This window comes from Salmonella sp. SJTUF15570, from assembly GCF_043357055.1.
Lineage (GTDB): Bacteria > Pseudomonadota > Gammaproteobacteria > Enterobacterales > Enterobacteriaceae > Salmonella > Salmonella enterica.
This window is the reverse complement of the sequence record NZ_JBEUKJ010000003.1, coordinates 80,333-92,563: the sequence shown is the minus strand read 5'-3', so window position 1 is coordinate 92,563 and position 12,231 is coordinate 80,333. Positions and strand designations below refer to the sequence as shown.

Genomic DNA, 12,231 nt, shown 5'->3' with positions numbered 1-12,231 from the left:
TCGCAGCCGCCATCTGGCAGGCGACGCTTACAAATATAGCGCCGGCAAAATCAGCTTCGCCACCCCACGCGCGCGCAATCCGTCTGCCAGCCGTTCCACCTCTTGCGGCGTCGCGCCTGGCCAGGCTTTCGCTTCGCCATAGACGCCGTGCGCATGAAAGGCATTCAGGCGCACCGGAACCTCGCCCAGCGAAGTAATAAACGCCGCCAGTGAATCGATATGCGCCGCATAGTCCACCTGACCCGGGATAACCAGCAACCGCAGCTCCGCCAGTTTTCCCCGCGCAGCAAGAAAGCGGATACTGTGCTTAATATGCGTGTTATCACGTCCGGTCAGACGGTGATGACACTCGCTCTTCCAGGCTTTCAGATCGAGCATTACGCCGTCGCAAACCGGCAGTAGTTTTTGCCAGCCGGTCTCGCTTAACTGACCATTACTGTCCACCAGGCAGGTCAGCCGTTGTAACTGCGGATCGGCTTTGATCGCCGTAAATAGCGCCACAATAAACGGTAATTGCGTGGTCGCCTCTCCGCCGCTGACGGTAATACCTTCAATAAACAGCGATGCTTTACGAATATGACGCAGCACATCGTCAACGCTCATGGTCTGCGCCATTGGCGTTGCCCGCTGTGGGCACATTTTCAGGCAGGTATCGCACTGCTCGCAGACGTCCGACCGCCATACCACTTTCCCGCCATCAACGCTGAGGGCGTGATGCGGACACTGCGATACGCATTCCCCGCAGTCGTTACAGCGACCCATCGTCCACGGGTTATGGCAATTCTTGCAGCGCAAATTGCAGCCCTGTAAGAATAATGCCAGGCGGCTGCCTGGCCCATCGACGCAGGAAAACGCAATGATCTTACTGACTAAAGCGCATCTGTTGTTCATGGCTGACTACGCGTGGCTGTCGTTCCAGGATGCGGGTATTACGTGCGGCTTCTTCTCCCAGCCAGGTGGTATTCGTGCGCGAGCCTTCGGCGCGAAATTTCGCCAGATCCGACAGGCGCACCATATAACCGGTGACGCGCACCAGATCGTTGCCGCTGACATTGGCGGTAAATTCCCGCATCCCGGCTTTGAACGCGCCAAGACAAAGCTGAACCAGCGCCTGCGGATTACGCTTGATGGTTTCGTCCAGCGTCAGAATGTCGCTGATCCCGGCATGATAAAAGGCATGGTGCGGCGCGACGGTTTGCAAATGGGTGATAGGGTCCGGTTCATCGCCATACGGCAGACGTGCGCCCGGCGTAGTGCCAATATCGGAACTGATGCCAGACTGGGCATGGAGCAGCGCCCGTTGCTTCCAGCCATACTTCACTGGCGTATTTTCGACGAAATCCGCCAGTTGGGCGCTGATACGGTAGCCCAGCTCGTTCGCCGTTTCATTCTTGCCGTAACGGGCGTTCAGGCCCGCGTTTTCGCACAGCAGATTCACGGCTTCCGCCAGCCCGTACATACCGAACATCGGCGCAAAACGTTCGGGATCGATCAAACCTTCCTGTACAAGAAAGCTATTCTCAAAGAAATGTGACTTTTCATAGAGGAATTCACATCGTGAATTAATGATGGCGATCTGCTGTCGGCAGTAGTGCGGTAGCGTACGTGAAAAGAAGTCATCGACAGACGTACTGCGTTCTGCCACGGCTTTCAGGTTGAGACGTACCAGCGTACTGCCGCCGCCGCCAAGCGGTAGCGAGTTATAACAACTGACGATGCCATAATGGCCTTTTGTGAAAATTTTATCATTTACAGGGCCATTGGAAATGTGTGGCTTACTGCATTCGCAAATGTTTTTGGCGACCTCCAGCAGCAGATCGTCCGGCGTGATTTCCGCATCGTAGATAAACGTCAGGTTAGGCGTCACCTGCTTTAGCTCGGCATCAGCGCGCAAAATCGCTCGTGTGACAGGCGTATCGGCAGGGCCAATATTGGCATGCATAAAGGCGTCTGGCAGCGTTCTGTCGAGATAACGCCAGAAACGTTTTATTCGAATATCGATCGCATCTTGTGTTAGAATTCTAACATACGGTTGCAGCAACGCATCAAGCTGGCCGAGATAAACCGGCATGGACGTCACGGAAGGAACGTGATGATACAGAATGGTGAGTAGGGATAACGCATCATCCAGATCTTTCGCGCCTTCCAGTTCCAGCCACTGTGAACCGTTAGCCAGAAATCGGGCGTAATCGGGCAACACGTAGCGCGGTTTGAAGGGGGCGTGCCCCTCAAACATATCGCAAATGACGCCTTCATCCAGCGCCTGGCGGGCATCTTCCGGCAGGGGGGGATAAGGCAGGGCGTTTTCAGCTTCCAGCGCCAGAAAATGGCGTTTTTGTTCAGGCGTGAGCACCGGGCTGGTCACAATTTGCTGGCAACGCTGCTGGAGCGCAGTTTCGCATGAGGCAGGCATCTTCGTTTCCTCTTTATGCCGGGACGATGCGCTATTGTAGAAAATGGCGGCAAACCGACTTTGATCCTGATGCGCTTATCGCTCGAAGAACAGGCGGTGACGGCGGGATAATTTGATTCAGATCTCATTACAGTAATGCAAATTTGTACGTAGTTTTCATTAACTGTGATGTATATCGAAGTGTAAACGCGAGTGAATGTTAGAATATTAACAGACTCGCAAGGTGAAATTTTATACGGCAATGCCGTTGGAGAATGTCATGACTGATTTAAAAGCAAGCAGCCTGCGTGCGCTCAAACTGATGGATCTGACCACTCTGAACGATGACGACACCAATGAAAAAGTGATCGCGTTGTGTCATCAGGCGAAGACCCCGGTTGGCAACACGGCAGCAATTTGCATCTATCCACGTTTCATTCCTGTTGCGCGTAAGACTCTGAAAGAGCAGGGCACGCCGGATATCCGTATTGCCACCGTCACTAACTTCCCGCACGGCAATGACGACATCGAGATCGCGCTGGCTGAAACCCGCGCGGCGATTGCCTACGGTGCTGACGAAGTGGACGTGGTATTCCCGTACCGCGCGTTGATCGCCGGTAACGAGCAGGTGGGTTTTGACCTGGTAAAAGCCTGTAAAGACGCTTGTGCCGCAGCGAACGTATTGCTGAAAGTGATCATCGAAACCGGCGAGCTGAAAGAAGAGGCGCTGATTCGTAAAGCCTCTGAAATCTCCATCAAAGCCGGTGCGGATTTCATCAAAACCTCTACCGGTAAAGTGCCGGTAAACGCTACGCCGGAAAGCGCGCGCATCATGATGGAAGTGATCCGCGACATGGGCGTTTCCAAAACCGTTGGCTTCAAACCGGCGGGCGGCGTACGTACGGCGGAAGACGCGCAGAAATTCCTCGCGATTGCAGACGAACTGTTTGGCGCTGACTGGGCAGATTCTCGTCACTACCGCTTTGGCGCATCCAGCCTGCTGGCAAGCCTGCTGAAAGCGCTGGGTCACGGCGACGGTAAGAGCGCCAGCAGCTACTAAGCTCTGATTTGCCGGATGGCGCTGTGCTTATCCGGCCTACAAATCCAGGCCTGTAGGCCGGATAAGGCGTTAACTGCCATCCGGCGATGTAAGCCTTCTACTCTTTTCCCTCAGGAGGGTACCGTGTTTCTCGCACAAGAAATTATTCGTAAAAAGCGTGATGGTCATGCGTTGAGTGACGAAGAAATTCGTTTCTTTATTAATGGTATTCGTGACAATACTATCTCTGAAGGGCAGATTGCCGCCCTGGCGATGACCATCTTCTTCCACGATATGACCATGCCGGAGCGTGTTTCGCTGACCATGGCGATGCGGGATTCCGGTACTGTCCTTGACTGGAAAAGCCTGAATCTCAATGGCCCGATTGTCGATAAGCATTCGACCGGCGGCGTAGGGGACGTGACGTCTCTGATGCTGGGGCCAATGGTAGCGGCCTGTGGCGGTTATGTGCCGATGATCTCCGGTCGCGGCCTCGGACATACCGGCGGTACGCTCGACAAACTGGAAGCGATCCCGGGCTTCGATATCTTCCCGGACGACAACCGTTTCCGCGAAATTATTCAAGACGTGGGTGTGGCGATTATTGGGCAAACCAGCTCGCTTGCACCGGCGGACAAACGTTTTTACGCCACCCGCGATATTACCGCGACGGTGGACTCTATTCCGCTGATCACCGGTTCCATCCTCGCCAAGAAACTGGCCGAAGGGCTGGATGCGCTGGTAATGGACGTCAAAGTCGGCAGCGGTGCGTTTATGCCAACCTATGAACTTTCTGAAGCCCTTGCTGAAGCGATTGTCGGCGTGGCAAACGGCGCGGGAGTTCGCACTACGGCGTTGTTAACCGATATGAACCAGGTGCTGGCTTCGAGCGCCGGTAACGCGGTGGAAGTGCGTGAAGCCGTGCAGTTCCTGACCGGAGAATACCGCAATCCGCGCTTGTTTGACGTTACCATGGCGCTATGCGTGGAGATGCTGATCTCCGGCCAGCTGGCGAAAGACGACGCCGAAGCGCGTGCGAAATTACAGGCGGTTCTGGATAACGGTAAAGCGGCAGAAGTCTTTGGTCGTATGGTGGCCGCGCAGAAAGGGCCGAGCGATTTCGTTGAGAACTACGATAAATACCTGCCGACCGCCATGTTGAGCAAAGCGGTATATGCTGATACCGAAGGGTTTATCAGCGCAATGGATACGCGTGCGCTGGGGATGGCGGTCGTCTCGATGGGCGGCGGCCGTCGTCAGGCGTCAGATACCATTGATTACAGCGTTGGCTTTACCGACATGGCCCGTCTGGGCGACAGCATCGACGGGCAGCGCCCGCTGGCGGTGATTCATGCCAAAGACGAAGCCAGTTGGCAGGAAGCGGCGAAGGCCGTCAAAGCGGCAATTATCCTTGACGATAAAGCGCCAGCAAGCACACCTTCGGTCTATCGTCGAATTACTGAATAGTTGTATACTGATCTGATCAATTATTTTTGAAGCACTAAGTACGGAGAAGATATGAAACGTGCATTTATTATGGTGCTGGACTCATTCGGCATCGGCGCTACTGAAGACGCGGATCGTTTTGGCGACGTAGGTTCCGACACTCTGGGCCACATCGCAGAAGCTTGCGCCAAAGGCGAAGCTGACAATGGCCGTAAGGGCCCGTTGAATCTGCCTAACCTGACTCGTCTGGGGCTGGTGAAAGCGCATGAAGGCTCTACCGGTAAAATTGCCGCCGGTATGGACGGCAACGCGGACGTTATTGGCGCATACGCATGGGCGCACGAACTGTCCTCCGGCAAAGATACGCCGTCCGGCCACTGGGAAATCGCCGGCGTGCCGGTACTGTTCGACTGGGGCTATTTCAGCGACCACGAAAAGAGCTTCCCGCAGGAACTGCTGGATAAGCTGGTGAAACGCGCCAACCTGCCGGGCTATCTCGGTAACTGCCACTCTTCCGGTACGGTCATTCTGGACCAGCTCGGCGAAGAGCACATGAAAACCGGCAAGCCGATTTTCTACACCTCCGCTGACTCCGTGTTCCAGATTGCCTGCCACGAAGAGACCTTTGGCCTGGATAAACTCTACGAGCTGTGCGAAATCGCCCGTGAAGAGCTGACCGAAGGCGGCTACAACATTGGCCGCGTGATCGCGCGTCCGTTTATCGGCGACAAGGCCGGTAACTTCCAGCGTACCGGCAACCGTCACGACCTGGCCGTAGAACCGCCAGCGCCGACTGTGCTGCAGAAACTGGTCGATGAAAAACAGGGCCACGTGGTGTCCGTCGGTAAGATTGCCGACATCTACGCCAACTGCGGCATCACTAAGAAAGTGAAAGCGACCGGTCTGGACGCGCTGTTCGACGCGACCCTCAAAGAGATGAAAGAAGCGGGCGATAAAACCATCGTCTTCACTAACTTCGTCGACTTCGACTCTTCCTGGGGCCACCGTCGCGACATCGCGGGCTACGCCGCAGGCCTGGAGCTGTTTGACCGCCGTCTGCCGGAGCTGATGGAGCTGGTGGGGGAAGATGACATTCTGATCCTGACCGCTGACCACGGCTGTGACCCGAGCTGGACCGGTACTGACCATACCCGTGAGCACATTCCGGTGCTGATCTACGGTCCGAAAGTCAAACCGGGCTCTTTAGGTCACCGTGAAACCTTTGCGGATATCGGCCAGACGCTGGCGACCTACTTTGGTACATCGCCGATGGACTACGGTAAAAACATGCTGTGATACCTGTTGTCTTTCGCGCTGTAGATGCGTTGACTTCATTCGCTCACCCCGGTCACATAGTTCATCTATGCTCCCGGGGATTCACGAATTCGTCGCCTTCCTACAACGCGAAATTCTTAGGGTATTTCACTGTTTTTGCACACGTTTTGTAGACCTGATAAGGCGTAGCCGCCATCAGGCAATAACAACAAATTTAAAGGGAACTGAAGATGGCAACTCCACATATTAATGCAGAAATGGGTGATTTCGCTGACGTCGTATTGATGCCGGGCGACCCGCTGCGTGCGAAGCACATTGCTGAGACTTTCCTCGAAGATGTTCGCGAAGTGAACAACGTTCGCGGCATGTTAGGTTTCACCGGGACTTACAAAGGCCGTAAGATCTCCGTGATGGGCCACGGTATGGGTATCCCGTCCTGCTCCATCTACACCAAAGAGCTGATCACCGATTTCGGCGTGAAGAAAATCATTCGCGTCGGCTCCTGCGGCGCTGTGCGCATGGACGTCAAACTGCGCGACGTGGTGATCGGTATGGGTGCCTGCACCGACTCCAAAGTGAACCGTATCCGTTTTAAAGATCATGACTTCGCGGCTATCGCTGACTTCGACATGGTGCGTAACGCAGTTGATGCGGCAAAAGCGCTGGGCGTTGACGCGCGCGTAGGCAACCTGTTCTCCGCTGACCTGTTCTACTCTCCGGACGGCGAAATGTTCGACGTGATGGAAAAATACGGCGTACTGGGCGTAGAGATGGAAGCGGCGGGTATCTACGGCGTTGCGGCTGAATTTGGCGCGAAAGCGCTGACCATCTGCACCGTATCTGACCATATCCGTACCCACGAGCAGACCACTGCCGCTGAACGTCAGACGACCTTCAACGACATGATCAAAATCGCGCTGGAATCCGTACTGCTGGGCGATAAAGAGTAAGATTGTGCTGTGCCCGGTGGCGCTTCGCTTACCGGGCCTACAACGGCCTGCGGTTGTTACTGGATAAGGCGTAGCCGCCATCCGGCAATCTGCTGTTTATACTGCGAGCCTCATTCCCGAATTACCCTCTCCGCATTGCCTTTTGCTATTAACCCGTTACGTTTGGATTTTGTTTAAGGAATGAACAAAATGTCGAACTATCGTCGTTATTACATTAACGGTGGCACCTGGTTTTTCACGGTTAATCTGAAAAACCGGAAAAGTGATTTACTTGTCCGCCAGATTGCGGAATTACGCTCTGCTATTCGCCGAGTGAAAAATACGAAGCCTTTTCAAATTGATGCTTTTGTCGTGTTGCCTGAGCATCTGCATTGCATCTGGACGCTTCCTGAGAACGATTGTGACTTTTCATCTCGCTGGCGGGAGCTTAAAAAGTTATTTACCAAATCGATAATGCGCCATGACGTGTGGCAGCCACGATTCTGGGAGCACGCGATTCGCGACGAAAAGGATTTTCGCCGACATGCCGATTACCTCTACTTCAACCCCGTGAAGCACGGTTGGGTAAGGCGGGTGCAGGACTGGCCATTTTCGACCTTTCATCGTGATGTTCGCAATGGCGTTTACCCGGTTGATTGGGCGGGGGAGGTGAGGGATCTTGACGCTGGTGAGTGGCGGTAATGCCGGATGGCGCGTTGCTTATCCGGCCTACAGAAAGCACTCATTTGTAGGCCGGATAAGGCGTAGCTGCCATCCGGCAATTCTTTAACGCACGGCCCCTGCGACCCAACTCGCCAGTTCCCGCAACTCACTCTCCTGTTCCGGAAACGTCGCTATCAGCGCTTCGCACGTTTCCTGTAGTTTATCCGCGCGGTACAAACACCCTTGCAGCCGCTCGGCCAGCGCTTCCAGCGGTGCCGGGTTCAGGCTATCGGTAAACACCTGTGCGCGGGTAATCACACCTTTCTCGACGTCAAAATGCAGTTCGACGCCGCCCCAGGTGAAACGCTCGTCCAGCAGATGGCTGAACGCCGGTGCCTGGCCGAAATTCCACTCCCAACTGCTCTGGCGCGCAAAGGTTTCGGCAAAATTCGGTAGATCCGGCGTTTTATCCGGTGAGATCACTTCCGCGTCGACGCGTTCGCCGTAATGGGCGAAAAAGGCTTCCGTCACCGCCTGGCAGACCTGTTCATGAGTGATACCCGGTAATAGCTCGGTAAGATTGGCCACGCGGGAGCGAACAGAGGTAATCCCTTTCGCCGCAAGTTTCTTTTTATCGGGATTCAGATAGTTCGCCAGACGGCTGAGGTCGGCGTTCAACAGCAGCGTACCGTGATGGAAACCGCGATCTTTGGTTTCGCGATAGGCTGAACCGGAGACTTTGCGATCGCCGTCCGGCGTTTTTACGACCAGATCGTTGCGTCCCGAAGCATCGGCCATGACGCCCAGCGAATTCAGCGCCGCGAGCACAATATGGGTGGAGATGGTTTTATCGTATTCCGGTTTACCGGCCATAAAGGTAAAACAGGTATTACCGAGGTCATGGAATACCGCGCCGCCGCCGCTGCTACGGCGGGCCAGACGGACATTATCTTCTTCCATACGCCGCGTATTACACTCTTTCCACGGGTTTTGCGCGCGTCCAATGACCACCGTGTCCGCGTTGCGCCACAGGAACAGCACGCGCTGGGTGGCGGGCATCTGGCGGAAAATGCACTCCTCGACCGCCAGGTTAAACCATGGATCGTAAGAGTCAGAAATAAGCAGGCGTAATGTTGTCATGGTGGTTTTCCTTACCTTTATTAAGCCGTCATTTTACTCTTTTTCCTCACGCTCTTCCTCTTCCGGAACAGGCTTGCTGGCCGTTAGCAGGAAGGGCGACTGCTGCCAGCGGGTGCGTTTACCTTGTAGCAAGGTGCGCGTCAGCACCACGCCTATCGCCAGCGAGAGTAGCAGCATCAGGCGTAGAATGTTGGTGGTGTTATCGACCTGCTTTGCTTCGGTGGCCAGCGTGTGGGTATCCAGCGTCAGACGCAGGTAGCCCAAGGGGCCGTTTTTCCCCTGGATAGGCTCGACAATTTGTTGGTTAAAATAGCTGCCCGCTTTTTTGCCATCCAGCGCCAGCCTGTCGCGCACATTGACGCTTTCGCCAGCGCGAGTAATAAGATCGCCCTGTTCATCATAGACGCCAGCATCCAGAATACGGCTCTCTTGCGTGAGCTGACGCAGCACGGCGTTGATGCGATTTTCGTCCGGTGTTTCGCTGCGCATCAGCGGGGCGATGTTGAGCGTCACCTGGCGCGCCAGCGTGCGGGCCAGCTCTTCCAGCTGCGGATTGCGCTGTCGCTGGTGGTTTTGACTAAACCAGGACGCGCCCTGCATGAGCGCGACGAGCAGTGTGAGACAGAACAATACAATGACTGCACGATGCAGCCGAAATTTCAGTTTTGCGCGAGCCATATTCCACCTGCTGAAAATTTGAGGCTTAATGTTGCCAGAAGCGATGGTTACAAGGTAGCCTCATGCGTTATTTTCCGCGGGGCGGTTACCGGCCTGAACGATTTACAGGAGCTTTAATGCCTAACATTACCTGGTGCGATCTGCCTGAAGATGTCTCTTTATGGCCTGGTTTGCCTCTTTCTTTAAGCGGCGACGAGGTGATGCCTCTGGATTACCATGCAGGCCGCAGCGGTTGGCTGTTGTATGGGCGCGGGCTGGATAAGCAGCGTTTAACTCAATATCAGACCAAACTGGGCGCCGCAATGGTGATTGTCGCCGCCTGGTGCGTGGAGGATTATCAGGTCATTCGTCTGGCGGGGTCGCTAACGCCGCGTGCGACGCGGCTGGCGCATGAGGCGCAGCTGGATGTCGCGCCGCTGGGTAAAATTCCGCATCTGCGCACGCCGGGGCTGCTGGTCATGGATATGGATTCCACGGCGATCCAGATTGAGTGTATCGATGAAATCGCTAAGCTGGCCGGTACCGGTGAGAAGGTGGCTGAAGTGACGGAGCGCGCGATGCGCGGCGAGCTTGATTTTACCGCCAGCCTGCGCAGCCGCGTGGCGACGCTGAAAGGCGCGGATGCCGATATTTTGCGCCAGGTACGCGGGAATCTGCCGCTAATGCCAGGATTAACGCAGTTGGTGCTAAAACTGGAAGCGCTTGGCTGGAAAATCGCTATCGCCTCCGGCGGCTTCACTTTCTTCGCCGACTATCTGCGTGACCAGCTACGCCTGACGGCGGCGGTCGCCAATGAGCTGGAGATCATGGACGGTAAATTTACCGGCCACGTTATCGGCGATATTGTGGATGCTGAGTATAAAGCCAATACCTTGCTTCGTCTGGCGCAAGAGCATGACATCCCGCTGGCGCAGACGGTGGCGATTGGCGATGGTGCTAACGATCTGCCAATGATCAAAGCGGCAGGGTTAGGTATTGCCTTCCATGCCAAGCCAAAAGTAAACGAAAAGACGGAGATTACGATCCGCCACGCTGACCTGATGGGCGTGTTTTGCATTCTCTCCGGCAGCATGAACCAGAAATGATTAACCTGCCCAATGGCAAGGCGACCGTAGGCCGGATAAGCGTCAGCGCCATCCGGCAACAGCGTTAACGAAAGAGGTAAAACGTGGCAAAAGCTCCCAAACGCGCCTTTGTTTGTAATGAATGCGGGGCCGATTACCCGCGCTGGCAGGGGCAATGCAGCGCCTGCCATGCCTGGAACACCATTACCGAGGTGCGCCTTGCCGCGTCGCCGACGGTGGCGCGTAACGAACGTCTGAGCGGATACGCCGGCAGTGCGGGCGTATCAAAAGTGCAGAAACTGTCTGACATCAGTCTTGAGGAACTGCCGCGCTTTTCTACCGGTTTTAAAGAGTTTGACCGTGTGCTGGGCGGCGGGGTGGTACCCGGCAGCGCCATTTTGATTGGCGGTAATCCCGGCGCGGGCAAATCAACGTTGCTGCTGCAAACGCTGTGCAAGCTCGCCGAGCAGATGAAAACGCTGTACGTCACCGGCGAAGAGTCGCTACAGCAGGTGGCGATGCGTGCGCACCGTCTCGGCCTGCCGACCGCTAATCTGAATATGCTCTCCGAAACCAGCATCGAGCAGATCTGCCTGATAGCGGAAGAAGAACAGCCGAAACTGATGGTGATCGACTCCATACAGGTGATGCATATGGCGGACATCCAGTCGTCGCCGGGCAGTGTCGCCCAGGTCCGCGAAACGGCAGCCTACCTGACGCGCTTCGCCAAAACGCGCGGCGTGGCGATCGTGATGGTCGGCCACGTCACCAAAGACGGGTCGCTGGCCGGGCCGAAAGTACTGGAACACTGTATCGATTGCTCAGTATTGCTCGACGGCGACGCCGATTCTCGTTTCCGCACGCTGCGCAGCCACAAAAACCGCTTTGGCGCAGTCAATGAGCTGGGCGTCTTCGCCATGACCGAACAGGGGTTGCGCGAAGTGAGCAATCCGTCCGCCATCTTTTTAAGCCGTGGCGATGAGGTCACTTCCGGCAGTTCAGTGATGGTCGTCTGGGAAGGTACGCGACCGTTGCTGGTGGAGATTCAGGCGCTGGTCGATCACTCGATGATGGCGAACCCCAGACGCGTGGCGGTCGGTCTGGAACAAAACCGTCTGGCAATCCTGCTGGCGGTGCTGCATCGACACGGCGGTCTGCAAATGTCGGATCAGGACGTCTTCGTCAACGTGGTCGGCGGCGTGAAAGTCACCGAAACCAGCGCGGATCTGGCTTTACTGCTGGCGATGGTCTCCAGCCTGCGTGACAGGCCGTTGCCGCAGGATCTGGTGGTGTTTGGCGAAGTGGGGCTGGCAGGCGAGATTCGTCCGGTGCCGAGCGGGCAGGAGCGTATTTCCGAGGCGGCGAAACACGGTTTTCGTCGGGCGATTGTGCCTGCCGCCAACGTACCGAAAAAGCCGCCGGAAGGAATGCAGGTGTTCGGTGTTAAAAAGCTCGCAGATGCGTTAAGCGTGTTTGACGACTTATAATTCTCTGTATGTAGTGATGTTGTATAATTTGCCGGATGGCGATGCAATGCGTCTTATCCGGCCTACGGATTGATACGGATTGATGTTGTAGGCCTGATAAGCGAAGCGCCGTCAGGCA

Annotated in this window: 11 protein-coding genes; 7 read left to right on the top strand and 4 right to left on the bottom strand. The window is 55.5% G+C overall.

Translation table 11 applies throughout. The features are described 5' to 3' along the window. Nucleotides 1-27: 27 nt before the first annotated feature. Both ABVN44_RS06765 and ABVN44_RS06760 read right to left on the bottom strand, forming a co-directional pair. Nucleotides 28-891 carry a YjjW family glycine radical enzyme activase gene (locus ABVN44_RS06765; RefSeq protein WP_023232169.1) on the bottom strand — a complete coding sequence of 288 codons (864 nt, stop codon included), beginning with the start codon at nucleotides 889-891 and terminating at the stop codon, nucleotides 28-30. Continuing rightward, nucleotides 863-2,413, bottom strand: a complete 1,551-nt coding sequence (locus ABVN44_RS06760; RefSeq protein ID WP_001111676.1) for a YjjI family glycine radical enzyme — start codon at nucleotides 2,411-2,413, stop codon at nucleotides 863-865. The genes ABVN44_RS06765 and ABVN44_RS06760 overlap by 29 nt, the downstream gene beginning before the upstream one ends. 259 nt (nucleotides 2,414-2,672) lie before the next feature. On the opposite strand from ABVN44_RS06760, the gene deoC reads away from it, so the two are divergent. The 5 genes from deoC to ABVN44_RS06735 all read left to right on the top strand — a co-directional run bounded on the left by deoC (nucleotide 2,673) and on the right by ABVN44_RS06735 (nucleotide 7,783). Further along, on the top strand, nucleotides 2,673-3,452 hold the full coding sequence (gene deoC, locus ABVN44_RS06755) for a deoxyribose-phosphate aldolase (protein WP_023232168.1): 780 nt from the start codon (nucleotides 2,673-2,675) through the stop codon (nucleotides 3,450-3,452). A gap of 123 nt (nucleotides 3,453-3,575) precedes the next feature. Continuing rightward, on the top strand, nucleotides 3,576-4,898 hold the full coding sequence (deoA, locus tag ABVN44_RS06750) for a thymidine phosphorylase (protein ID WP_000477838.1): 1,323 nt from the start codon (nucleotides 3,576-3,578) through the stop codon (nucleotides 4,896-4,898). Between the two features lie 51 nt (nucleotides 4,899-4,949). Next, the gene (gene deoB / locus ABVN44_RS06745; protein WP_023232167.1) at nucleotides 4,950-6,173 is read left to right on the top strand and encodes a phosphopentomutase; all 1,224 of its coding nucleotides are present in this window, start codon (nucleotides 4,950-4,952) and stop codon (nucleotides 6,171-6,173) included. Nucleotides 6,174-6,382: 209 nt separating this feature from the next. Continuing rightward, nucleotides 6,383-7,102: a purine-nucleoside phosphorylase gene (deoD, locus tag ABVN44_RS06740; RefSeq protein WP_000224864.1), complete on the top strand. Its 720-nt coding sequence runs from the start codon at nucleotides 6,383-6,385 to the stop codon at nucleotides 7,100-7,102. A gap of 189 nt (nucleotides 7,103-7,291) precedes the next feature. Beyond that, entirely contained in the window at nucleotides 7,292-7,783 is a 492-nt protein-coding gene (locus ABVN44_RS06735) for a transposase (RefSeq protein WP_000073956.1), read from the top strand. Nucleotides 7,784-7,867: 84 nt separating this feature from the next. On the opposite strand, the gene lplA is transcribed toward ABVN44_RS06735, so the two are convergent. Together lplA and ABVN44_RS06725 are read right to left on the bottom strand one after the other, a co-directional pair. Then, nucleotides 7,868-8,884, bottom strand: coding sequence for a lipoate--protein ligase LplA (lplA, locus tag ABVN44_RS06730; RefSeq protein ID WP_023232166.1), 1,017 nt, complete (start codon nucleotides 8,882-8,884; stop codon nucleotides 7,868-7,870). A 33-nt stretch (nucleotides 8,885-8,917) separates the two neighbouring features. Then, on the bottom strand, nucleotides 8,918-9,562 hold the full coding sequence (locus tag ABVN44_RS06725; protein ID WP_000090067.1) for a YtjB family periplasmic protein: 645 nt from the start codon (nucleotides 9,560-9,562) through the stop codon (nucleotides 8,918-8,920). A gap of 116 nt (nucleotides 9,563-9,678) precedes the next feature. Between ABVN44_RS06725 and serB the strand changes: the two genes are divergently transcribed. Beyond that, nucleotides 9,679-10,647 carry a phosphoserine phosphatase gene (serB, locus tag ABVN44_RS06720; protein ID WP_001132983.1) on the top strand — a complete coding sequence of 323 codons (969 nt, stop codon included), beginning with the start codon at nucleotides 9,679-9,681 and terminating at the stop codon, nucleotides 10,645-10,647. Nucleotides 10,648-10,730: 83 nt separating this feature from the next. Further along, on the top strand, nucleotides 10,731-12,113 hold the full coding sequence (radA, locus tag ABVN44_RS06715) for a DNA repair protein RadA (protein ID WP_001029710.1): 1,383 nt from the start codon (nucleotides 10,731-10,733) through the stop codon (nucleotides 12,111-12,113). The last annotated feature ends 118 nt before the right edge of the window (nucleotides 12,114-12,231 follow it).

Bases quoted from the DNA above. Each gene is read 5' to 3' on its own strand.
- ABVN44_RS06765 (WP_023232169.1), bottom strand. From the start codon at position 891: ATGAACAACAGATGCGCTTTAGTCAGTAAGATCATTGCGTTTTCCTGC.
- ABVN44_RS06760 (WP_001111676.1), bottom strand. From the start codon at position 2,413: ATGCCTGCCTCATGCGAAACTGCGCTCCAGCAGCGTTGCCAGCAAATT.
- deoC (WP_023232168.1), top strand. From the start codon at position 2,673: ATGACTGATTTAAAAGCAAGCAGCCTGCGTGCGCTCAAACTGATGGAT.
- deoB (WP_023232167.1), top strand. From the start codon at position 4,950: ATGAAACGTGCATTTATTATGGTGCTGGACTCATTCGGCATCGGCGCT.
- deoD (WP_000224864.1), top strand. From the start codon at position 6,383: ATGGCAACTCCACATATTAATGCAGAAATGGGTGATTTCGCTGACGTC.
- ABVN44_RS06735 (WP_000073956.1), top strand. From the start codon at position 7,292: ATGTCGAACTATCGTCGTTATTACATTAACGGTGGCACCTGGTTTTTC.
- lplA (WP_023232166.1), bottom strand. From the start codon at position 8,884: ATGACAACATTACGCCTGCTTATTTCTGACTCTTACGATCCATGGTTT.
- ABVN44_RS06725 (WP_000090067.1), bottom strand. From the start codon at position 9,562: ATGGCTCGCGCAAAACTGAAATTTCGGCTGCATCGTGCAGTCATTGTA.
- serB (WP_001132983.1), top strand. From the start codon at position 9,679: ATGCCTAACATTACCTGGTGCGATCTGCCTGAAGATGTCTCTTTATGG.